General features: G+C 52.4%; 21 protein-coding genes and 2 pseudogenes. 8 read left to right on the top strand and 15 right to left on the bottom strand.

Features of this window, described 5'->3' with window-relative positions; all coding sequences use genetic code 11:
* Nucleotides 1-67: 67 nt before the first annotated feature.
* Nucleotides 68-730: a glutathione S-transferase gene (locus ABEH87_RS19245; RefSeq protein WP_346578715.1), complete on the bottom strand. Its 663-nt coding sequence runs from the start codon at nt 728-730 to the stop codon at nt 68-70.
* A gap of 42 nt (nt 731-772) precedes the next feature.
* Entirely contained in the window at nt 773-1,240 is a 468-nt protein-coding gene (gene soxR, locus ABEH87_RS19240) for a redox-sensitive transcriptional activator SoxR (RefSeq protein ID WP_346578714.1), read from the bottom strand.
* A 91-nt stretch (nt 1,241-1,331) separates the two neighbouring features.
* On the opposite strand from soxR, the gene soxS reads away from it, so the two are divergent.
* A complete protein-coding gene (gene soxS / locus ABEH87_RS19235; RefSeq protein ID WP_346578712.1) occupies nt 1,332-1,757 on the top strand; it encodes a superoxide response transcriptional regulator SoxS in 426 nt (141 codons plus the stop codon).
* Nucleotides 1,758-1,760: 3 nt separating this feature from the next.
* Here the strand turns inward: soxS and ABEH87_RS19230 are convergent, their stop codons facing one another.
* Nucleotides 1,761-3,059 (bottom strand): diguanylate cyclase, encoded by a 1,299-nt coding sequence (locus tag ABEH87_RS19230; protein ID WP_346578710.1) that lies wholly within the window; start codon nt 3,057-3,059, stop codon nt 1,761-1,763.
* Nucleotides 3,060-3,604: 545 nt separating this feature from the next.
* Here ABEH87_RS19230 and ABEH87_RS19225 point away from each other — a divergent pair.
* Entirely contained in the window at nt 3,605-3,886 is a 282-nt protein-coding gene (locus ABEH87_RS19225) for a YjcB family protein (RefSeq protein WP_346578708.1), read from the top strand.
* 58 nt (nt 3,887-3,944) lie between these two features.
* Here the strand turns inward: ABEH87_RS19225 and ABEH87_RS19220 are convergent, their stop codons facing one another.
* Entirely contained in the window at nt 3,945-4,901 is a 957-nt protein-coding gene (locus ABEH87_RS19220) for an ATP-grasp fold amidoligase family protein (RefSeq protein WP_346578706.1), read from the bottom strand.
* Between the two features lie 8 nt (nt 4,902-4,909).
* The gene (locus ABEH87_RS19215) at nt 4,910-6,166 is read right to left on the bottom strand and encodes a polysaccharide biosynthesis protein (protein ID WP_346578704.1); all 1,257 of its coding nucleotides are present in this window, start codon (nt 6,164-6,166) and stop codon (nt 4,910-4,912) included.
* Nucleotides 6,167-6,713: 547 nt separating this feature from the next.
* On the opposite strand from ABEH87_RS19215, the gene ABEH87_RS19210 reads away from it, so the two are divergent.
* Nucleotides 6,714-7,106, top strand: coding sequence for a transposase (locus tag ABEH87_RS19210; RefSeq protein ID WP_346578703.1), 393 nt, complete (start codon nt 6,714-6,716; stop codon nt 7,104-7,106).
* Nucleotides 7,107-7,967: 861 nt separating this feature from the next.
* On the opposite strand, the gene ABEH87_RS19205 is transcribed toward ABEH87_RS19210, so the two are convergent.
* The 3 genes and pseudogenes from ABEH87_RS19205 to gstA all read right to left on the bottom strand — a co-directional run bounded on the left by ABEH87_RS19205 (nt 7,968) and on the right by gstA (nt 9,859).
* Complete coding sequence (locus ABEH87_RS19205; protein WP_346578701.1) at nt 7,968-8,930, bottom strand: DMT family transporter; 963 nt, start codon at nt 8,928-8,930, stop codon at nt 7,968-7,970.
* Between the two features lie 103 nt (nt 8,931-9,033).
* Nucleotides 9,034-9,156: pseudogene (locus ABEH87_RS19200) on the bottom strand (AraC family ligand binding domain-containing protein); the annotation flags it as partial.
* Nucleotides 9,157-9,253: 97 nt separating this feature from the next.
* On the bottom strand, nt 9,254-9,859 hold the full coding sequence (gene gstA / locus ABEH87_RS19195) for a glutathione transferase GstA (protein WP_346578699.1): 606 nt from the start codon (nt 9,857-9,859) through the stop codon (nt 9,254-9,256).
* A gap of 219 nt (nt 9,860-10,078) precedes the next feature.
* Between gstA and ABEH87_RS19190 the strand changes: the two genes are divergently transcribed.
* On the top strand, nt 10,079-11,011 hold the full coding sequence (locus ABEH87_RS19190) for a VirK/YbjX family protein (RefSeq protein WP_346578697.1): 933 nt from the start codon (nt 10,079-10,081) through the stop codon (nt 11,009-11,011).
* Here ABEH87_RS19190 and ABEH87_RS19185 read toward each other — a convergent pair.
* Both ABEH87_RS19185 and dld read right to left on the bottom strand, forming a co-directional pair.
* Nucleotides 11,005-11,460: a DUF3828 domain-containing protein gene (locus tag ABEH87_RS19185; RefSeq protein ID WP_346578695.1), complete on the bottom strand. Its 456-nt coding sequence runs from the start codon at nt 11,458-11,460 to the stop codon at nt 11,005-11,007. The two genes, ABEH87_RS19190 and ABEH87_RS19185, sit on opposite strands and share 7 nt — an antisense overlap.
* A gap of 188 nt (nt 11,461-11,648) precedes the next feature.
* Nucleotides 11,649-13,340, bottom strand: coding sequence for a D-lactate dehydrogenase (gene dld / locus ABEH87_RS19180; RefSeq protein ID WP_346578693.1), 1,692 nt, complete (start codon nt 13,338-13,340; stop codon nt 11,649-11,651).
* Between the two features lie 459 nt (nt 13,341-13,799).
* Between dld and ABEH87_RS19175 the strand changes: the two genes are divergently transcribed.
* Nucleotides 13,800-15,197 carry an amino acid permease gene (locus ABEH87_RS19175; RefSeq protein ID WP_346578690.1) on the top strand — a complete coding sequence of 466 codons (1,398 nt, stop codon included), beginning with the start codon at nt 13,800-13,802 and terminating at the stop codon, nt 15,195-15,197.
* A gap of 100 nt (nt 15,198-15,297) precedes the next feature.
* Here the strand turns inward: ABEH87_RS19175 and gdhA are convergent, their stop codons facing one another.
* Nucleotides 15,298-16,641 (bottom strand): NADP-specific glutamate dehydrogenase, encoded by a 1,344-nt coding sequence (gene gdhA, locus ABEH87_RS19170; protein WP_346578688.1) that lies wholly within the window; start codon nt 16,639-16,641, stop codon nt 15,298-15,300.
* Nucleotides 16,642-17,143: 502 nt separating this feature from the next.
* Here gdhA and ABEH87_RS19165 point away from each other — a divergent pair.
* Both ABEH87_RS19165 and ABEH87_RS19160 read left to right on the top strand, forming a co-directional pair.
* Nucleotides 17,144-18,043, top strand: a complete 900-nt coding sequence (locus tag ABEH87_RS19165) for a lipid kinase (RefSeq protein WP_346578687.1) — start codon at nt 17,144-17,146, stop codon at nt 18,041-18,043.
* A gap of 33 nt (nt 18,044-18,076) precedes the next feature.
* Entirely contained in the window at nt 18,077-18,403 is a 327-nt protein-coding gene (locus tag ABEH87_RS19160) for a hypothetical protein (protein WP_346578686.1), read from the top strand.
* Nucleotides 18,404-18,482: 79 nt separating this feature from the next.
* Here the strand turns inward: ABEH87_RS19160 and ABEH87_RS19155 are convergent, their stop codons facing one another.
* A complete protein-coding gene (locus ABEH87_RS19155) occupies nt 18,483-19,037 on the bottom strand; it encodes a DUF3916 domain-containing protein (RefSeq protein ID WP_346578685.1) in 555 nt (184 codons plus the stop codon).
* A 414-nt stretch (nt 19,038-19,451) separates the two neighbouring features.
* Entirely contained in the window at nt 19,452-20,054 is a 603-nt protein-coding gene (locus tag ABEH87_RS19150; RefSeq protein WP_346578683.1) for a hypothetical protein, read from the bottom strand.
* 178 nt (nt 20,055-20,232) lie between these two features.
* Between ABEH87_RS19150 and ABEH87_RS19145 the strand changes: the two are divergent.
* A pseudogene (locus tag ABEH87_RS19145) lies at nt 20,233-20,429 on the top strand (hypothetical protein); the annotation flags it as partial.
* Between the two features lie 34 nt (nt 20,430-20,463).
* Here the strand turns inward: ABEH87_RS19145 and ABEH87_RS19140 are convergent.
* Nucleotides 20,464-20,733 carry a colicin immunity domain-containing protein gene (locus ABEH87_RS19140; RefSeq protein ID WP_346578682.1) on the bottom strand — a complete coding sequence of 90 codons (270 nt, stop codon included), beginning with the start codon at nt 20,731-20,733 and terminating at the stop codon, nt 20,464-20,466.
* On the bottom strand, nt 20,730-21,270 hold a 541-nt coding region (locus ABEH87_RS19135), incomplete at its 5' end, for a colicin D domain-containing protein (RefSeq protein ID WP_346578680.1). The genes ABEH87_RS19140 and ABEH87_RS19135, both read right to left, overlap by 4 nt.

Raw genomic sequence — 21,270 nt, 5'->3', positions numbered from 1 at the left:
GCTTTCTTATGGCACGATAACGATGCAGGGAACGTGAAACGTTTGTCACTCAGCGGGGGATATTCCCTCAGGAAAAGCTGATTTCCCCGCCCTGCTGCAGGGCACGCTGCCAGGCGGCGCGGTTTTGTACTTTTTGCAGCCACGCCTGGATGGCCGGGCAGTCGGCAGCGCCGCCGCGCGCGGTCAGCGCCAGAAGCGGGAAGCTCATCTGTACGTCGGCAATGCTGAAACGGCTGCCGGCAAACCATTCGTGGCGCGCCAGGTGCTGTTCAATAAACTGACGATGGTTGGTGATTTGTGGATCCAGGTAGCCTTTCTGTACCCCTTTACCGAAGGCGCTGCCGATCGGGCGCAGCAGCCAGGGCACCGGCGCTTTTCCCATGCGGCTGAAAATCAGCTTCATGACCAGTAACGGCATCAGCGATCCTTCAGCATAGTGCAGCCAGTAGCGCGACTGGATCACCTCTTCGTCAGCGAAAAGTTTCAGCCGCTCTTCTGTATCGTAGTGCGCTTCCAGATACTCCAGAATCGCTCCGGATTCGGCCACCACGCGATTTTCATCGGTGATCACCGGCGCTTTGCCCAGCGGATGTACTTTTTTCAATTCTGGTGGGGCCAGCAGGGTCCCCTCACGCTGATAGCGTTTAATCTGGTACGGGACTTCCAGCTCTTCCAGCAGCCACAGCACGCGCTGCGATCGTGAGTTATCCAGGTGATGCACGGTGATCATGACGCTTCCTTATCTTGTTCGGCAAAACCTGAGTATAGAAGATTAAGATCCTTTCACATCCAGCAGAATTGCGCCGGTCCCCTGCTCGCTCAGGCGGTCGTTCGGATTACGCAGCGGGCAATCCTCCATCGACAGGCAGCCACAGCCGATACAGCTGTCCAGATCATCGCGCAGGTGCGTGAGGGTTTCTATGCGCCGGTCCAGCTCGTCGCGCCACTTCTGCGACAGTACCGCCCACTCTTTCGGCGTCATGCGCTTGCCGGGGGAGTACTGCATCAGGCTGTCACTGATGGTCGCGAGAGGGATGCCAATGCGCTGCGCGATTTTAATCACCGCCACGCGCCTCAGGACGTCACGCGTGTAGCGCCGCTGGTTTCCGGGGTTGCGAAAACTGCTGATAAGCCCTTTGCTTTCATAAAAATGCAGCGTGGAGACCGCCACACCGCAGCGCTGCGCAACATCGCCGGGGGTCAGTTCCCGCTTGCTGGAGGGGCTGAGATTTTTTTTCATTTAGCGCTTTACCTCAAGTTAACTTGAGGAATTATACTCAGCAACCATTGAGTTCGCGACCTGTTTACGCAGCAAACCGGGAGAAAAGTGTATGCATGACGACATCATCAGCACCCTGACAGAGTGGATCGACAGTAATCTGGAAAAGACACTGTCGATTGACGAAGTGGCGGCAAAATCGGGCTATTCGAAGTGGCATCTGCAGCGGATGTTCCGTTCCGTCACGAAACAGACGCTGGGGGGATATATTCGTGAACGCCGCCTGACGCTGGCCGCTGAAGCGCTGCGCGCGACACAGCGCCCGGTATTCGATATTGCCCTGCAGTATGGCTATGACTCGCAGCAGACCTTTTCCCGCGTGTTTCGCCGCCAGTTTGCGCAGACGCCGACCGCCTATCGCCACAGTATGCGCCGACAGATGCTTCAGCGCCCCAACTGGAACTTTGACTGTAACGACTACGCTTCGAGCCGTTTCAGCGTGCGCAGCAGCGAAAAAAACTGCCCGACCTGTAGCTGAAGGTTAACGCGATGCCATCAGCAGCGGCGTTGGCATCGCTAAGGGTTCCTGATCCCAGTATGACGGTGATAAATACCACCCCCCGCCCAGTTCTTTGATGTGGTACATCGCCGCATCCGCCTGGGCAATCAGGGCTTCCGGCGTGCGGTGATGTTTCGCCAGCGCTGCACCCACGCTTAACGACTGCATGATGCGGATGCCCTGCGGCAGCAGGATCGGCGGCCGCATCGCCTGAATAATCTCGCGTGCCACCTGCGCGACCTCTTCTTCATCCTTCGCTGCGGTCAGCAGCACGGCAAATTCATCGCCCCCGATTCGTGCCACCACATCGCCCTCATCCAGCAGCGCCCGCAGCCGGTGTGCGGTCACGGTAAGAACGTGGTCACCCGCCGCATGACCATAGCGGTCGTTCACCTGCTTAAAATGGTTGCCGTCTAAAAACAGTACGCCGACGTGCTGGCGGCGGTGAGGATCGTTCAGCAGGGCCTGAAGCTGATGCTCAAACGCCTTTCTGTTCGGCAGCCCGGTCAGTCCGTCGTGCAGAGCCTGATGGGCCAGCGAATCATTTTCACGCTTCAGATGACGCTGCCACTGGTCCAGCTCGTCGAGCAGGCTGTTAAAATCATCGCTCAGTTTATCCAGCTCGGCAATGGATGCGGAAGGCACGCGCAGCGAGAACGCCCGTCGCAGACGCACATCGTGCGTTACGGAGGCGATATTCTTCAGCCCCTGTAATATCCCGGCGTGCATCCGGTGCGACAGATAAAATGCCAGCGCCCCTGTCACCAGCAGACTGCCGCCCAGCCACTGCAGCGCCTGCCATAAATAGCGCAGCACGCGCGTGGCATCGCCGTGGATCCACACCCGGCCAATTTCCTGCTGCTGGTAGAGAATCGGTGCGCTGACAGGCTCAGGGAACAGCCAGGTAGAGATGGCGGCGCTGACGCCGCGGTGGGTTTCCTTTCCCGGCATCTGCCAGCTGACCAGCAGTTGTCGTTCGGCGTTGTAAATGCGCGCAGCAGAGAAGTCGGTGTGGGTGCCGATATCATTGAGAATATTTTCTGCCATTTCTGCATCGTTTTTCAGCAGCGCAGTGCGGGCACTGTAGCTGACGCTGGTGGCGATGAGCTGGATATTATTTTCCGCATAACTGCGCAGCACAAACATCGACAGCGCCGACAGAGAAAGCCCGCTGAATAACAGCGATACCAGGATAATAACCAGGTGGATGCGTTGAAATGACTGGCGCATGGTGGGGAGTTCGCGCGCAGAGGGCGCCGTCCGCGACGTTCTGTTTTTCATCAGAAGGTCAGCGGGTACGTAAGGCACAAAAGCCAGAAGTGACCATGAAATGACATACCGTCTCCGTTAATCATCGCCGCTGTATGCAGGCTGGCCTTTCTATTAATAATTCTTATCATTCTTGTTTTTTGCCGATAGCGGCCATCTCCCAATATTGAAAATGGGAAGGTGATGACAGCTCAGTGAGAATAAGCGTTAGTACAAAAATCCTACAGATCAATAACCGTGTGTACAACTTTTAACAGCGTCGGATTCATCTTAAACCGATAAATTTGACTTAATAGAAAACCAGATGAGTAGAGAACAAACCCGTCGCCGGAAGCATGACGAGCCAGGCTGAACACCCTTTATTGCCAGGGTAAAAAAATCGCCCTGCCGGGTATAAATTTTGTTCAACTTTTAAAATCGAATGATATAATGTGACCTTCATCACACTTTCATGACCTGTTTCAGAGCGGTATCGCGCATACCTGGCCGTTCGGGTTCCGCTGCCGGTGATGATGTACCCCGTTTGTCAGGACCGATCGCCCCGGAGTTTTTAGAACATGGCTACGATTACCACCAGCGTTATTCTCATGAGATGGGAACTGCTCAGTGCAGTGATGATGTTCCTTGCCAGCACCTTCAACGTGCAGTGCCGTAAAGCCAGCCGCAACGTGATGGCGTTTGCGTTTACCGGCATCGGTATCGGCATGTCATGCTGGTTTGTTACGGGTCTGCTGGGCATTACGCTGAGCATGGATAATCTGCACAATTTCTGGAACATCACCAAAGATGTTTTTGTGGAAGTGATGAGCCGTACCCCTACCGACTGGCCAATGCCCTAAGCGACACCTGCCCGGAGAACTGACCTGACTCACCGGGCAGGAGGTTATTTGCCACTCTTTAAATCTTTTTTAGCACCGCCGGTAACGGCACATCGCTGGAAGATTTCACTTCCGGCAACACCTGCGTTTTACGATCCTGCAACCACATATCCCCCATGATCTGATTCAGACCATTATCCAGTCCGGTCACCATGCCTGCGCCTGGCGTAAACGTCAGTTCACCGAAGTAGATATTGCCTTCATGGATATACCAGTCCACGCGCACATAGTCGAAATCTGTCGCCAGCTGCTTACTGAGTTCCAGCGCACGTTCAAGGGTTTCCGCTTCCGCACTGATATCGAAACCCGTATCACGAATCTTATAGAAACTCTGCTTCAGATTATTGACGTAGAAGCTCATCGACAGCGCTGAATTGCCCACACGGTTATAGATCACCTGCAGCACGTACTCGAAGTTGCCATCCTTCTTATTGAACATGTGAAACTTATAATCAATCGCGGCAAATTTGCCGTCCCCGACATACTGCTCAACCAGAATGCGCGGTTTGATGTAGCGGTAGTGGATCTCACGCGCATGGTGTGAAAAGTCCTTATGCAGCCACTCATCACAGCGGCGGATCAGCAGCTGTTTCTGGATGCAGTCCGGCTCTTCCAGCACGATCTCAACCATGCCGGAGCCATGATTCGGCTTGATCACCGTATTTTTCAGGCTGGGCAGGTTGAGCAGCGAGATCGGATCGTCCGTCTGATGAATCAGTGGAATCAGATACGACTCGCCGATGGTGTGGGCGATATACTCTCTGACCAGTAATTTATCGGACAAATTCGCATAGCGCACATGATCACCTGTGACATATTTACGATACAGAACTTTCTCATTGAATAGCTTTGGTTCCCGAATATTGGGTATTCTTTTGAATTTCTGATAGTAATAAACTTTATCCTGATACGACCAGGGCATTTTCTTAAACAGGTAAACAAAACCTTTTTTCAACTCGGCTTTGAGCTTGAACATGGTTTACCTCATCTGTAGGTTTTGTAGTTGAGTGAGGAAAGCTGTATTTTAAGAATGACGCCATTCTTAAAGAAATAGTTCATTATCGTCAGGGAAAGGAGTTCGGTGATAAACACGCTCCAGGCTGCGCCTGTTAATCCCCAGGAATGGATAAAGAAGTAAGATGTTGCCAGACCAATAACCACCAGCAGAATAACTTTCACCAGTAAGTAATTGAAGCCACCCTCTTTAACCATATAGCGATAGGCTACTGTTCCCATTGCCGAAAAGCAGGTTGCTAATGACAATAACGTAACGAGGTTTCCCGATTGTGTGTAGTCTTGCCCATACAGGCTGTTAATGATCCTGTCGCCAAACAGCGCGACAACGGAGAGCATTAAAAGTGAAACGGCCATAACATAACCATTGAGTCGTGATGCCAGTTTTACTGCCACATCCCCACGTTGCCTGAAAATTTCAGAAAAACAGGATGTAATGATTGCCACCGGAATAAAGATCCATGAGGCAGAAATCGTATTTGCTGCGGTAAATAATCCCAGGTCATGGGCCGAGCTCACGCCGAGCAAAAAGAACTGTGCGGTTTTCACCTGAATCGCGATAAACACGCTGGAGATTGCCAGTGGCAGCCCCGCATGAAGTAAATAGCGCAGATAATTCTTACGCTTATGGCGCGGCGGCGGGCTGATGGTATTGGTCTGATAAAAGCGGCTACGCTTGATCAGATAGGGCACCAGCGTCACCGCGACTATCGACAGGGATAGCCAGAGTGGGCTGAGTTTGCACCAGGCCACCATGAAGCTGAGGGTAAAACTCAGTATCATTCCAATGGCATTAGCGACCGTATTCCTGCGCGATTCGAGGCGCGCGTTATTGTAGACGCTAAAAATATCCTGGGTCACAAACATCGCGGCTAAAAATGAGGCGACAGCAAACACCATAAAATTTTCGCGCATGGTCAGCCAGACGTAGAGCAATACCGGCAGTGACAGCACCAGTAATAAACTCAGACGCAATGTTTTTGCCACCGCCATCAGCCGCATACCTTTAGGCGTACTTTTGCTGATGCTCTTAAAGAGAATCGTCTCAGTGCCAAAAATGGCAATAGTCTGAATAATTGAAAACAGTGAGGCAGAAAATGCTATTTGCCCAAATATAACCGGGCCGAAAGATTTAGCTACGTATGAAGTAACAAAAATCACACCGAAAACAGACACTACTTTTTCGGACATCATCCACGCCGCATTTGACATGACACTGTATTTCATCGAAGCATCCTTTGTGTTTCCAACTAACTTAAAACCTCAAACCAACACATCCGTGTCCACAACTGATTCAATAACGCACAGTGAAGCCCTGGCGAGAAGGTGGAAATAAAATGTTTTTTAATTGCAGGCATCGCTGTGCCCTTCAATTTTTGAGACTATTTTTTAACCGAAACAGACTTTTATTTTTGTGATTATGGTTTTATGTGGTCTTATTTTTTGCGTGTTCTTATCCACTCATCCCTGTGACCGGGATTAAAGTTAGCACACATTTTTTTCCCTGCACGCTGGAGTTTTCCTAATTACACCGTGGCCTTGAACTGGCATGAGACGAATCTATATCAAAAAAACCAATATCGAAAGCTATCAGAACCCTTTTGAAATAAAATAGGAGAAATCCCATGATGTTATTTCTTCATAATCCCTTAACTTAAAGCCTGCCATTCCAATCGCGTACTTTTAAACACTGCGCTAATATTCGTACAAAACAGATCCATCGATTAATGCAGTTATTCTCATCCCATTATTGTTAAGAAAGGTAATAGCATTCATGAGAAAGTCACGATATACCGAAGAGCAAATCACCAGCGCCATTAAAGCTTCTGAGAACGGCATTAAGGTGAAAGAGATTTGTGATGAACTCGGCATTTCTGAAGCCACATTCTATAGCTGGAAAAAGAAATATGCCGGTCTGTCCTCAGAAGAGGGAAGGAAAATCAAAGAGTTGGAAGAAAAGGTTCACAGCATGGAACGCGAGCTTCAGGCTCTGTCATCTGACAAAGAGATGCTACAAAGTGTCCTGAAAAATTTCTTCACCACCCATGATAAACGACAAGCCGTTAATTTCCTGCAGGATACCTATGACATTGGTACACGCCGCAGCTGTCGTCTGCTGGATATCAGCCGTAGCGTCTACCATTACCCCTATAACCTGGAAAATTAGCTATTACTCAAACGACGTCATTATGATATGCGATAGTACCAAATTAAAATATTCTCAGAGCTTATTGAAAAGTTCAGATCGATTTTTTTGCGCGGATGTTTACTAATGTTTTATTTGAAACCCCGCCCAGTTATTTGGCTGTAACTTACTCAGGCACCAGCTAAAACCTCAATAGCATCAAGGCGTTCAATGCGCGTTTATCTTTGCAGGCAAAGATAAACGCGCCTAAAGAAATCTTATAGATTCTGATAAACACTTCCCCTTCCGACAGAAAAACGTTAGTCCCCGTCATGCTTCTCTTTTTTTTAATGGTTCAATAATGACGTCCATTTCTGATGAATGGCGGGAGCACACCAGAGGGAATTTACATTGCTTTACGCACTATGACTGCCTGCAGCGCGGCACGCCAGTATACAGCCTGAGGTAAATACATTATCACTACTTATCACTGCATTGCTCCGGCCAGGCAATATGATGTTTTTGAGACGCCCCGGCTTATCATTAGCTAATCTGTTCCTTCACAGGGGCTGTCCACAGCATCGCTTTTTTCGTCGGCTAATTCGAGTTAAGTCTGGTCTCTGATAGAGAAAGTCGTCTCAAAAATGGAGATTTTGACATTCAGTAGGCGGGATTCACTGTACAAAAAAAAGGTTATCCTGATTAGCGATTATTCTTATAGCCGAACAATCCCTGCCTGTGCCAGGCGATTGGGTGACGTGGTGATGAATGAAGCGGATATCATGCCGGAGAAAAAGTGACTGATATCACATTATCACGATTAAATGTCTCACGATCGGACCAGGCGGGAATGCGCCGCCCTTGCGGCCAAATCCGGCTTTTTCCAGCCGGAATGGCGCACGTTTAATCGCTTACTTTCAGGGACTTTACTACCGGCTCTGGCTTGATACGCATCGCCCCCACTACGCCCAGCATCAGGCAGATAATGCCTGCCACGGTGAGCGACGGCGGCCACGCCTGACGTAATAAGAAGGTATAGGCCAGCCCGGCGAGGATTTCGAAAACAATCAGCGGCCCCACCAGCACCGTAGGTAAACGCTGACTGGCTTCGTTCCAGCACAGTGACCCCAGCCAGGAGCATAACAGGGCAATCGCCAGCATCAGCGCAATAAATACCCCTGGTCGGGGCCCAAACGGCAGCGTAAAGTCAGCCTGGCTGAAATGCAGCTGCCCCATGACCAGCAGGTAGCCCAGCAGTGCCATCGGCAGGGTAACCAGCCCCTGCGCGGTGGCCCAGGTAGCAGGGCGTATCGCATGCTGCCGAAGCCAGCGGGCATTACGTAACGGATACCACGTCCAGCACACGACCGCCGTCAGCGCCAGAGCGATGCCGCTCAGGTAGCGCCACAGGTCAATCTGCTGCTGTGCGGCTTTCAGTTCCGCGACGTTGACACATATCAGCCCGGCGACAATGAAGATCAGGGCCGGGCAGAGCTTTCTCCAGCGTAAATGCCCTTCATCTTTACCGTAAAACAGATTGGCGCTGACGGAAATCACCACCGGCAGCGTACCGATAATCATGGTCGAGATCGGTGCACCGGTGCGCTGGATCGCCGTGGCCAGGCAGGCGTAGTAGAGCAAATTGCCGACCAGCGTCAGCTTCAGCGCCTCCTGCCAGTCCCGGCGGGTCAGCGCGGCCAGCCGCCGCCGATCCTGCCACGCCAGCGGTAGCGCAATCAGGCCAAACGCAGCATAGCGCCCCATCGATTGTAAGGTTCCGGGATAATCCGGCACCAGCAGCGGCCCGACAAAGATCAGGCCCCACATCAATCCCGCACTCAGGGCGAATAAAATACCGGTTAACATCGACAACTCCAGACAGAGATAAAACGCCATTATGAGGGGATATGGAAAGGAGTGATTGTAGCAAGTTGCGGTCAGCGCGAAGGCGTGATGCCATAACGCCCGGGGCTAAATGCTGCACGCCCCGGTAACGAAAACGCCCGGCACCGCGATCGATGATGCCGATGCCGAACGCTTCATGGGTGTGAGGCTCAAAGGCGTAGCGGGTGATGTGGGCACGATACAGCTCATCGCTAAACCGATCGGGAACCCCTTCCACAGCCAACTCCGTAAAAAAATGATCAGGGAGTCAGCTTACGATCTTTACCTGTCGCGATCCAGCCGCCTTAAATCAGGCCTTCGGCCTTCAGTGCTCTCTGCACCGCAGGGCGAGCTGCCACGCGGCCAGCATATGCCTGGAGATCGGGCCAGGCGTCAAGACTGAAGCCTACGACTTTAGTCCAGCCCAGCACGGTAAACAGATAGCCGTCAGCGATGGTGAACTGCTCGCCCTGTAGCCAGGTTTTCCCCGCCAGCGCAGAAGAGAGCCAGTCGAGGCGTTTATTCAGCGTGGCGACGGTCGCCTGCTTCCAGTCAGCACTTTGTGCAGGGTTAAACATCGACCCCACTGGCTTGTGCAGCTCGGTTGAGATGAAACTCAACCATTCGAGCACCTTATAACGCTCAGCCGTGCCTGCCGCCGGGATCAGCCCCGCTTCGGGCTTCAGGTCTGCAACATACTGCGCAATCACCGTGCCTTCCGTCAGCAGGCTGCCGTCATCCAGCAGCAGCGCGGGAATATAGCCTTTACTGTTGATGGTAGTGAAGTCAGCGCCAGATTCCGTTTTTTTAGTTTTCAGATCGACTTTTTCCAGCGTGAAGGTCGCATTAATCTCTTCCAGTGCAATATGGGGGGAGAGCGAACAGGCACCTGGGGTATAGAACAGTTTCATCAGACTTAATTCCTTTAAATGAGGGGGTTCAGAGTACGCGAGTCAGTCTACGCCTTCTTTAGCGGTTGATGCCACGACATCCCCTCTTTTGACCCCCAATATTAAACGCCATCTCAACCACCGCACGAAGGGGTGGCCTCGCTCATCTGACATTGACGTCCCATTTATTTTCAGCGTGTTCAAATACGCTTCTATTAACCGGGATGGGTTAACCACAACATGTCAGACACCTTACTTATCACACGTCCTGAGAGTGGTCTTGCGCTCTTTCTGTCTCTGCTGAACGGCAGGGTCGTCCCCAGTGCTGCATGGAAAAGGAGTTCCTGCCGCCTGAAGTTCCTCCTGCGGGCGCTCGCCTGGCCTGTCGCGACGGCACACCATATGCAGCACATCGCCAGCCAGCCTGCGATGCGCCAGGCCCTGAACGTGCAGCCGATGTTGCCGGGTAAGATCCACCGCCCTTATCTGTATCTGGGGTTATCGGCCAGCCAGCGCGTGCAGGCCCTGAGCCAGCATTATCTGTTCCTGCAACAGCTCAACAGCATCGCTCTGCGCAACGCCATGCTCTCTTCGCAGCCGACGGAGCTGACTCGTTTCTGCGGGAAAGACGGTGAGGAGTTCAGGATAACCATGAACTGTCGCGGACGCTGCGAGCGCGAGGGGGAAGTGAATATGCTGCTGGACTGCGATGGTAAAACGCTGGCGATTGTGACCTTTGCCGTGGTTGAGCAACAGGGCCTGCCGGTGATGATCGTCGGCGGAATGCAGGGCGCGGATGCGTCAACCCCGCATGAGCTAATCCGCACCGCGACCAAGTCCTGCTACGGGCTGTTCCCTAAACGCGTGCTGATGGAGGGCGTTTCGCTGCTGGCGCGCGCTATGGGCATCCAGGCGATTCAGGCGGTGAGCGATCGCAGCCATACCTATCGCAGCGTGCGCTATCGTTTTAAAAAGAAAGCGGTGTTCCTCGCCAGCTATGATGAGTTCTGGCAGTCGCTGAGTGCTGAACCGGTTTCTGAACAGCTCTGGCAGCTACCGCAGGTCTTCAGCCAGAAACCCATGGAGGAGATCCCCAGTAAAAAACGTGCGGAGTATCGCCGCCGCTATGAACTACTGGAAAACATCCGCGAGCAGTTCAGCCGTTTTCACTGAGGCGCAGCAGACGGAGTGGACTCCGCTTCCACTTCATCAATCTTCCAGCCTTCGCGTTCGTGAACCAGAGAGACCAGCAGATGCTGCTGGTCAGCGGGGTCGCGACCGAGGATCACCTCTCCCGTTGCCCGGTCGCCGTTCAGCGTAAAGCGGCTGGCGCTGACGTTATTCACCCAGCCGTCGCTGTAGTCCTGATCCTGCAGGAAGTAATCATCATCCATACCATCGGGACTTTTGATCAGCAGGTTAATTTTTTGCAGCAATCGCTCGGTAACGTACTCATTTAATAGCGGGTCATGTTCATCGATCGGGCTTTCTTCTTTATCCAGCGCCGCCAGGTACCAGCTGTAAAATGTCAGGCTGGTGCCCTGAGGATCGTCATTATGTGCTGCCGCCGCTGCCTGAAAAGCAACGAACGAAACCACCAGCATCAGCAACCACTTTTTCATGCAAACCATCCCGAAAAAAACACCCCTTTCACTCCCGGCGCAGGTCATCCTGGCCGACAGTGATTGTATTGAATTTATCCGGCTAATCCAGCGTCTGCGGCTCTGTGCAGCGGTTTTTTTAGTAACTGTTTATGCCGCGTTGCGCGGCACGTCCTGCAACCGTTGCACAGGCAACGCCCGCAGCAGGTTCAGGCCCAGTGCTTCTTCTTGCTGGTTTTGCCAATGCCCGGATTGCAGCTGTTGGTCGGGTCAAGCTGATGGAAGTGGCGCTGATGCGCGTCGGAGGCGTGATAAAGGTGGCCAATATTGTGTTCGGCCGGATATTTCGCCCCGCGCTGGTCAAGATAAGCCAGCACATCCGCTTTGAACTGTGCGCCATCCACGCCCGGCTTAAGAATGTAGTCCTGATGGTTTACCAGGCAGAAAAAGTGCCCACAGCAGGAGTCTTCCAGCACCTGCGCCTGCAGTTCCGGCGGCAGGCGGATCAGCCACTGGTCATCGTTACGGCGCAGCGCCACATCGAAGGCGATTAGCCGCTCATCGGTGTTAATCCCCGCACGATCGCAGTAGAACACCGTGCAGGCCCCGACGCCAAACCGCACCAGGAACGCATCTTTTTGCTCTGCCTCTGTACAGTGGAACCAGTCACCGTTGCGTGCAGCGAAGAACGCCGTCAGCAGGCGGCTCATTGCCGCGACCTCATCACGCGCCAGTTTGATCATCAGATGATGCTCATAGCGACGATGATAAGAGAGCAGGCGCGGTGCCACGGTGGACGGTGTGATGCGGTTGCCCCACTGGATCAGCCGGTCGATGGTATTGGCCGGCAGCAGCCGCAGCTTCTTCACCCGCGCATCCCACGCCGCTTTTTTTCGCATCAGCTCCGGCAGCGCCGCAGGTCCGAAGCGTTTGATCGACAGGAACATATGGCGGGCATAGCGCAGGGTCAGGCGGAAGGCGTTGCGATGGATATATTCCGCCTGAATCGGCAGCGTCTCCAGCTGTTCAATCAGATAGCGACGCAGGTCAAGCAGCACCTGCTCATCGTTGGTGCCAATATAGAAGGTATCTTCCTGCGGCGTGGCGTCGAAGGTGGCGAGACGGACGGCGAAAACGATCACTTTCCCGGCGCAGCCCGCGCTGTCATGCAGATACTGCGGATTGCCGTTGAAGCGCGTCGGGGTGGTGGCATCGACATCTTTGATCACCGCCGCGTAGTCATCGGCCCAGATTTTCCCTTCCCAGTCCGGCGTGGTGCCGGTGGTGTAGTCTCCCGCTTCCAGCCGGGTGAGGATCTCTTCCGGGGTCTGCCCCAGGTCAATGCCGAGATGGTTAATCAGGTGCAGCTGGCCGCGATCGTCGATCTGCGCAAACAGGGATTTTTCGGTAAACGCCGGGCCGCGCTGCAACAGCGACCCTCCGGAGTTATTGCAGATCCCGCCCACCACCGACGCACCGATGCAGGAGGAGCCGATCACCGAATGGGGTTCTTTATTCCACGGTTTCAGGCTCTCTTCCAGTTCAGTCAGGGTACTGCCGGGGAAGGCAATAATCTGCCGGGCATCATCGATCACCTGCACGCCTTTAATCCTGCGCGTGCTGACAATCACCAGCGGCCGGTCATAGTCATCGCCGTGCGGCGTGGAGCCGCCGGTCACCCCGGTATTAGAAGCCTGCATCAGGATAATGGTGTCATTTTGCTGGCATACCCTGAGCACCTGCCACAGTTGCAGCAGCGTTTCCGGCAGCACCACCGCCAGCGCATCGCCGTGGCCCACGCGGAAGCCTTTGCAGTAATACGCTTTCTGATAGCTGTCGGTGATCAGATTGTCTGAGCCGACAAGATCGCCCAGTTGTTGCAGGGTCAGGGTGTGTTGCATCTTATGACTGCCTCTCCATAGCTCATTTTTTTAGCAGCGGCGATTGTACCTGAGGGGTCTGCGCCAGGGCCAGCGCCGGGTTATGAAAAACCGTCAGGTTGTGACATGAACAGCGATGCCATAACGGACAGGGCCGTTTATTCCAGCCTGCGAATCTTTTTTTTGTTCGCGACGGCCGGGAAAAATGAATAAATATTTAACTTTTTATTAACCTATAGGAAAAGCTTATCTATGCATTCTTTATTCACTCAGCGTGCATATAAAAATATTTTCCTCTGTTTTTCAAAAAGTTGAATGCGATCAAAAAGTGAATAAATGAGGATTTCAGCGTGTTGACATTGTTACAGCGCAGCGCCAGCATGAACGCCAGTTGCCCATTACCCCTTGACGTGTCGCCCTGATCTTTATCCGGGTCAGGGAGGTTTTGCCTGCTAAAAAGACGATGTTGAGAGGAATGCTATGTCTGACCAAACAGATGCACCGCAAAATTTGCATCGTGGCCTCAGTTCGCGCCATATCCAGCTGATTTCCCTGGGGGGTGCGATTGGCACCGGGCTGTTTATGGGGGCGGGCAAAACCATTGCCGTCTCCGGCACCTCGATCCTCATCACCTATGTGGTGGTGGGCTTCTTTATGTATATGGTGATGCGCGCAATGGGTGAGCTGCTGCTGACCCGGCTGGATTACCGTTCCTTCGCCGATTTTGTTTCCGACTACCTTGGCCCGAAGGCCAGTTTCTTCCTCGGCTGGTCTTACTGGCTCAGCTGGGTGGTGACCTGCATTGCCGATGTGGTGGTGTGCGGCGGCTATATGCAGTTCTGGCTGCCCGAGCTGTCACCGTGGATCCCGGCGCTGTTCACCCTCGGGCTGCTGTGCCTGTTTAATCTGCTGTCGGTGAAAATGTTCGGCGAAGCCGAGTTCTGGTTTGCGATTATTAAAGTGATCGCCATTGTCGCGCTGATCGCCACCGGCATCTGGATGATTGCCAGCGGCTGGACCTCGCCGGATGGGGTGACCGCCTCGCTGAACAACCTGAGCGACCCGGCGGTATTTATGCCGCACGGTATCGTCGGCTTTTTCGCCGGTTTCCAGATCGCTATTTTCTCTTACACCGGCATCGAACTGCTGGGCACCATGAGCGCGGAAACCCGCTCGCCGGAGAAGGTGCTGCCGAAGGCCATCAGAGCAATCCCGCTGCGTATTATTATCTTTTATGTTCTGTCGATGGTGGTGATTATCGCCGTCACCTCATGGCAGCATATCTCGCCGGAGACCAGCCCGTTCGTCACGCTGTTCGCCAAAGCCGGGCTGCCGGCCGCCGCTGCGGTGATTAACTTCGTGGCGCTGACATCGGCGATGTCCTCCGCCAACAGCGGGGTCTACTCCAGTACGCGTATGCTGTACGGCCTGTCGCTGGAGCAGCACGCTCACTGGCAGTTTCGTATTCTGTCGCGCACCACGCGCATTCCGGTGCGCAGCCTGCTGTTCTCCTGCTGCTGCATGTTGAGCGGGACGCTGCTGCTGTTCCTGGTGCCGAACGTGATGACGCTGTTTACCGTGGTATCGACGCTGGCGGCGATTCTGGTGATTTATACCTGGGGGATGATTCTGGTGGCGTATCTGGTGTACCGCAAACGCAGCCCGGCGCTGCACCAGCGTTCGACGTTTAAAATGCCCGCCGGGATTGTGATGAGCTGGGTAACGCTGCTGTTCTTTCTGTTTTCACTGGTGGTGATGGTGTTTGACCCGGATACCCTGACCGCACTGTGCGCGATGCCGCTGTGGTTTATTCTGCTGGCATGGGTCTGGCGGGTGAAGCAGCGCCGTGAACAGCACGCAGTCGTTACGGTTTCGTAGGGGGCGACCGCCGGGGTATCCCGGCAAATTTTTATCGGGAGTCATCAGGGGGCGGACCCGTACAGAAGGTCCGCCCATAAAACACCTGACAATACCGGCGTTACAACACGCCCTGTGCCAGCATCGCATCGGCCACTTTCACAAACCCGGCGATATTCGCACCGTGGACATAGTGGGTCTGCTTCCCTTCCCCGCCGTGCTCAACGCAGGCGTGATGGATATCCAGCATGATGTGTTGCAGACGAACATCCACTTTCTCGGCCTTCCAGCTCAGGCGTGCTGCGTTCTGCGCCATCTCCAGCCCGGATGTGGCGACGCCTCCGGCATTGGCCGCTTTGCCCGGCGCAAACAGCACGCCCGCATCAAGGAACGCATCGGTCGCCTGGATAGTGGTCGGCATGTTGGCCCCTTCAGCGACGGCTTTCACGCCGTTGGCAATCAGCTGACGGGCGGCCGGCAGGTCCAGCTCGTTCTGGGTCGCGCACGGTAAGGCGATATCCACCGGCACGCTCCACGGCTGCTGCCCGGCAAGATAAACGAGGTGACGTTCACGCGCGTAATCTTCCACGCTGCCGTAACGCACGTTTTTAATCTCCGCCAGATGCGCCAGCTTTTCCGGGGTAAACCCGGCTTCATCCACCACAGTACCGCCGGAATCAGAGGCAGTCAGCACGCGCGCGCCCAGCTCCATGGCTTTTTCGATGGCGTACTGCGCCACGTTGCCCGCGCCGGATACCGCAACGGTGCTGCCCTCAAAGCCGAGGCCATGACGTTTCAGCATCGCATCGGTGAAGTACACCAGGCCGTAGCCGGTGGCTTCCGGGCGGATCAGGCTGCCGCCAAACGACAGACCTTTGCCGGTAAACACGCAGGCGGTGTTATTCGACAGCTTCTTCATCATTCCGGCCATATACGCCACTTCACGGCCACCTACGCCAATATCACCGGCAGGCACATCGGTATCCGGCCCCAGGTGACGATACAGCTCCGTCATCAACGCCTGGCAGAAGCGCATCACTTCCGCGCTGCTTTTCCCTTTCGGGTTGAAGTCAGACCCTCCTTTACCACCGCCCATTGGCAGGGTCGTCAGGGCATTTTTAAACGTCTGCTCGAAGCCGAGGAATTTGAGAATCGACAGATTCACTGACGGATGGAAGCGCATGCCGCCTTTATAGGGGCCAATGGACGAGCTGAACTGCACGCGCCATGCGCGATTCACCTGCACCTGCCCGCTGTCATCCGTCCAGGCTACGCGGAACTGGATCACACGCTCCGGCTCTACCAGACGCTCCAGCAGGCTCTGCTGCTGATACTGCGGGTGACGTTCCAGGAACGGCCACAGAGAGGTGAACACTTCACGCACCGCCTGCAGATATTCCGGCTGGTGCGGGTCGCGCTGCTGAACGGAGGTGAGAAACGACTCCAGAGAGTGAAACGCTGTCATGACTGATTCCTTGTGCGAAATGATCTAACCCTGATGTTGTTAAGTATTGTTAGGGTAATCAGAGGGATGATGTTGTACCTCAGCGACTATATCACTGGCTTTTATGTGTACAACAAAAAACTTATGACCCGTAAAGTTTCGGGAAAAGCGGCGGACAAGTCGCCAGACAGCATAAACACTGCGCTGACGCGCAAAAAAACCGCCACCAGGTCATAAGAAAAAGTTATCACCCGCGCATCGTCATAACCGTTGATGATTGCCGCCCGCGCCAGTAAGAGGCCGGAAAATAGAAAATAACATTCAGCGGCAGCCGGAAAATATGACAGATTTATTACAGAAAAAACTCTCATCGGTTTTAGGTTTTATTTCGCGCGTGACCGGTGCGGCGGCGTCATTATTTATCTATAAATGTAAAATTAAGAAATGCGGATTGCCTCGTCGTAATTTTTTGTGATTTCATCAACCCTCCACAAATTGTGCTTCACCACCTGAGAAAATAACGATGAGCATTAACAACGAAAATATTCAGGGAAAGCCAATCGGATTGTTACTGATTAATGAAAATTCCCGCAATGGAAAGGCGAATAAACAGCAGGCAATATCACAATTAATCGCACAGGGAATTCAGGTGATTGAACCTGAACCCGGCGACAGGCGTGACAGCAGCGAGATAATACTCGACTACGCTGACCGCATCGATCTGGTGATTGTCGGCGGCGGGGACGGCAGCCTGAACGCCGCCGCGAAAGGGCTGATGCACAGCGGTCTGCCTCTGGGTGTGCTGCCGCTGGGCACCGCCAACGATTTCGCCCGCACTCTTGGCATCGCCAACAACCTGACCCAGGCGGTCAGCGTGATTGCCGCCGGGCATCAGCGCCCCGTCGACCTGGGCGAGGTCAACGGCCACCTGTTTTTCAACGTTTCCAGCATCGGCTTTTCCGCCACGCTGGCACACCACTTAACCGCAGAATCCAAGAAACGCTGGGGCACCTTTGGCTATGCGCTGGCGGCGTTCAGGCTGCTGAAGCAGAGCCGCCCGTTCAGCGCCACGCTGGAGCATGACGGCATCGTTGAGAGGGTGAAAACCGTGCAGGTTTCCGTCGGCAACGGCCGCTTTTACGGCGGCGGTATGACGGTGGAGCAGAGCGCAGCCCCCGACGACGGCCGCCTGGATGTGTACAGCCTGGAAGTGGCGCACTGGTGGGAGATGATTGCTCTGCTTCCCGCCCTGCGGCGCGGCACCCACGGCCGCTGGCGCAAAGTGCGTACGATATCCACCACCGCCATGACGCTGAGTACACGACGCCCCCATGATATTAACGCCGATGGCGAACTGATCGGGCAGACGCCTGCCCGGTTTGCCATTAAAGCACATGCAATTACTGTTTTTGCCCCGTCCTGAGCGGCATCTGACTAAGGTTTAATAAAGGTTAATATGATGAATAAGTTTGGCATTCTCGCCTTAACGGCAATGATGACATTAATTTCAGCCTGTGATGACGCAACAAAAGAGAATATTAAAGAAGAGGCGGACAAGCGCACTTCCAGCCTGGTGGAATCTGCGCAAACCCAGTGGGATGAAACCAGAAAACAGGCGACGGACCTGGCCGATGCCAAAGTCGCCGAACTGAATGCGGTACAGCCGCTGGAAGACGCAAAGAAAAAGATGAATGAGCTGGGCGAGATGAAGCTGTCTGATTTTATTTCGGGCGGCGGTGAAGAGCAAGAAGGTGAAGAAGCACAAGAGAAAGAGAATAATTAACAGCCTGTAAAAAATGAGTTTCCCCCTTAACGCTGCCAGAGATATGACGGACAGGTTAAGGGGTGAGTCTGCCGCCCCGCTAAAGAGTTCGGTGTCGCGGCCCCACTTCACCCAGATACCAGTGTTCTGAACAATACACGTTCCCCTCTTCAGTCACTTCGGTTCTCAGAACACCCAGCTCGGAAAAGCCATCAGGAAGATGCAGAGACCACTCTGTCGCCAGGCTGCGATCGTGAAGTAATGTGATTTCACCAAACCGGCTTGTTCCTACCGTGGTATGCAGGTTGTAATACTCTTCGGCTGTGAACAGGCATAATTCACTGGCAAACATATCGGGTAGCACAATACAGCAGGTCACCCTGACATCATCATCAGCAGGTTTGGCGTGATAAATCTTATAAGCAGCATCAATCAGGGCCTGTGCGCAAAGCGACTGGATGCCGGCATGAGTCTGTTTTCCCTGTACCAGGGCCATATCCACTGGAATTTTCTCGTTCCAGTAACCGGCCTTATAGTCATCGTCAGAAATATCAGGAAAGAAAGATTCGCAGGATTCCGTCCATCGTTTCAATGAGCGTAACCGGCGCGGGATGCCCCGCAATTTCTTATTTGTGAATGCAAATCTTCGGGTCATATCAATCCTCTACTCCGTTCTGCCCGCTAAACAACGCATTATTTCCGTTGCTAGCGGATGGCACTCAGCAAGATTATACCTTCTTCTTAACAGACTGACTGTCGTGCTGTCGTGATTTTTCCGCTATAACAACAAGGGCTTATGCTGTCTGATACGGACAGTACGCTGGGCGGGGTTTTTATTTCAGATTATGGGTTTATCCCTAAACAAAACATGTCAGTGGGGAATAAAGGTTGTATGATCATTTTCGATATGATATGCGCTCAGCAGAGCATTAATACTCTCATAATCTGAATGTTTTATTGCTGACCACGTAACGCTTCCTTTTGTCATCGGGTATTTATTTAAAATATCAATAGCTTCCTGCTGAGCTATTTCAGGGCTTAATCATTGCATCCGTTAACCGGGGTTATACTACATTTGTAATTTCCAAAAATTCATACCATCAATCAGCCAGTATTGTTCTTTATCTGGAATGAATAAACCAAAATCACTCTTAGCCTGAGCATTCCAGTCTGATGGTACAGATGTTTCGTGACTTCGCTCCCCATCAGTATGACGATATATTCTTTTATCAAAATTAATATAGAACTTAGGTAATCGCATTTTCCACTGATCCCATTCATCTGAAACAGGATCTGTTAACACTGATAAAAACCTTTCAACATAATCATAAAAATTACATAGATAAGATTCTGACTGCCCTGATATAAAGAACCTTTTCATGTCTTCAACTGAATAAGTTGCGACATTGTTTTTCATAATATACTCATGAAAATTATCTTCTGTCAGAACAGGCACCCCATTCCTGAACAGTCTTATAGCTTCATCATAAAGAGATTCACTCATAAGCCCCTTTTCAATATAGGACTTATATTCCGGCCTCACATCGATGCAATAATTTTCTTTATTATCAACAACATAATAGTTATTTCCTTTAACCACAAAAACAGCTATTGCCTTTTCACCATCAAAAAGCGCTCTGAGCAACCCCTGATAATTATTTTCCAAATTCATTCATGAACTCCTCTTTTGTTTGCACACGAGCTTTTGATGAGTTCTGCTCTGTGAGTCACGCACTTTCGGGACCGCTGCTTTTGCCCAGACGCGCCTTTTCACCCCCGGACACGCTACCGCCCCGGTTAACATCACCGCGCACAGTCATCAGCACAGTACTTTGCTTAACATTATCATCGCGATGCCGGACTGCATCGTGATCACCACCAGGAAATCCACGAGCTTTGGGGCTGCATCGAGGGCCTGAACGTGGTGCCGATTAACCGCAGGAAGGTGGCGCAGTGGCTGAAGGAATTTCCGGGAGCGTTACACAACACCTGTGACGTGCCGAAGTTTAAACGCAACAGCGGGTATCATGCACGGGAACTGAAGTAGCGAAGATCCCGCCTGATAAGGGCGGGATTTTCTTTTAATTATTATAAGTGATTATGAGTTTGTTTATTTCATGCCGAAGCTGCTCTTCATTAAACTCATACTCTTCACGATCATCATCTTGATTATACATATCAGCGATGCAAAATACGCTGGATAACAATTCGCTTAAGTTATCATCATCTTGTACAAGTAAATTACTATCGCGTTCTATCTTCCACTTCATCATATAAGCGTCTGCAAAGCAGTCAGCATTTATATCCTTGGAGATAAAACTATCAATATAGTTCTTAAGTGATTGGCTCATCTTAATGTCCCGTTATTCATGAAGTTTTCATACTGTTTTGTTTGGGGGTCAAGTTTCCACCCGCTGACAAAATTACCTTTTTTATCAACCACAACGACATTATTAGTTTGCGGGTTAAAGAACACTTTCGAATCTGGAACTGACAAGTATGTTCCGTGTTCATAAGTATTTTTATTATCTAAGTGTGACTTGATCGCTGTTTGATATTGAGTAATGGTATCACCATTTTTTTTAGTAGTTACCACGCCAAAATCAGAAGCATGTTTAAACTTCTTATCTAACTGTTTGGCACTAAAGGCGATACTATCAGAGACAATAACGGTTCCAATATTCGGGACTTTCTTACCTGGCAGGAATATACCCGCCACCATCCCGCCTGTGGCTTCCAGCGCTGCCTGATTGCCTTCAGACGCCTGTTTGATTGTGTCGGCGACTGCTGACCAGGTTTCGCTTTGCATCAGCGCTTTCACGCTGTCTGCTACCGTCTGATTCTTCCCGGCCAGATCATTAAGAGCTGTACCACAGTAACTGTCCCCG

Origin of the sequence: Erwinia sp. Eh17-17, from assembly GCF_039675725.1 — a bacterium.
Lineage (GTDB): Bacteria > Pseudomonadota > Gammaproteobacteria > Enterobacterales > Enterobacteriaceae > Erwinia.
This window is presented reverse-complemented; position numbering and strand designations above follow the sequence as displayed.

Bases quoted from the DNA above. Each gene is read 5' to 3' on its own strand.
- ABEH87_RS19155 (WP_346578685.1), bottom strand. From the start codon at position 19,037: ATGACCCGAAGATTTGCATTCACAAATAAGAAATTGCGGGGCATCCCG.
- ABEH87_RS19245 (WP_346578715.1), bottom strand. From the start codon at position 730: ATGATCACCGTGCATCACCTGGATAACTCACGATCGCAGCGCGTGCTG.
- ABEH87_RS19205 (WP_346578701.1), bottom strand. From the start codon at position 8,930: ATGTTAACCGGTATTTTATTCGCCCTGAGTGCGGGATTGATGTGGGGC.
- ABEH87_RS19160 (WP_346578686.1), top strand. From the start codon at position 18,077: ATGATGAATAAGTTTGGCATTCTCGCCTTAACGGCAATGATGACATTA.
- soxS (WP_346578712.1), top strand. From the start codon at position 1,332: ATGCATGACGACATCATCAGCACCCTGACAGAGTGGATCGACAGTAAT.
- dld (WP_346578693.1), bottom strand. From the start codon at position 13,340: ATGCAACACACCCTGACCCTGCAACAACTGGGCGATCTTGTCGGCTCA.
- gdhA (WP_346578688.1), bottom strand. From the start codon at position 16,641: ATGACAGCGTTTCACTCTCTGGAGTCGTTTCTCACCTCCGTTCAGCAG.
- ABEH87_RS19225 (WP_346578708.1), top strand. From the start codon at position 3,605: ATGGCTACGATTACCACCAGCGTTATTCTCATGAGATGGGAACTGCTC.
- ABEH87_RS19150 (WP_346578683.1), bottom strand. From the start codon at position 20,054: ATGAATTTGGAAAATAATTATCAGGGGTTGCTCAGAGCGCTTTTTGAT.
- ABEH87_RS19175 (WP_346578690.1), top strand. From the start codon at position 13,800: ATGTCTGACCAAACAGATGCACCGCAAAATTTGCATCGTGGCCTCAGT.
- ABEH87_RS19185 (WP_346578695.1), bottom strand. From the start codon at position 11,460: ATGAAAAAGTGGTTGCTGATGCTGGTGGTTTCGTTCGTTGCTTTTCAG.
- ABEH87_RS19190 (WP_346578697.1), top strand. From the start codon at position 10,079: ATGTCAGACACCTTACTTATCACACGTCCTGAGAGTGGTCTTGCGCTC.
- soxR (WP_346578714.1), bottom strand. From the start codon at position 1,240: ATGAAAAAAAATCTCAGCCCCTCCAGCAAGCGGGAACTGACCCCCGGC.
- gstA (WP_346578699.1), bottom strand. From the start codon at position 9,859: ATGAAACTGTTCTATACCCCAGGTGCCTGTTCGCTCTCCCCCCATATT.
- ABEH87_RS19220 (WP_346578706.1), bottom strand. From the start codon at position 4,901: ATGTTCAAGCTCAAAGCCGAGTTGAAAAAAGGTTTTGTTTACCTGTTT.
- ABEH87_RS19210 (WP_346578703.1), top strand. From the start codon at position 6,714: ATGAGAAAGTCACGATATACCGAAGAGCAAATCACCAGCGCCATTAAA.
- ABEH87_RS19215 (WP_346578704.1), bottom strand. From the start codon at position 6,166: ATGAAATACAGTGTCATGTCAAATGCGGCGTGGATGATGTCCGAAAAA.
- ABEH87_RS19230 (WP_346578710.1), bottom strand. From the start codon at position 3,059: ATGAAAAACAGAACGTCGCGGACGGCGCCCTCTGCGCGCGAACTCCCC.
- ABEH87_RS19140 (WP_346578682.1), bottom strand. From the start codon at position 20,733: ATGAGCCAATCACTTAAGAACTATATTGATAGTTTTATCTCCAAGGAT.
- ABEH87_RS19165 (WP_346578687.1), top strand. From the start codon at position 17,144: ATGAGCATTAACAACGAAAATATTCAGGGAAAGCCAATCGGATTGTTA.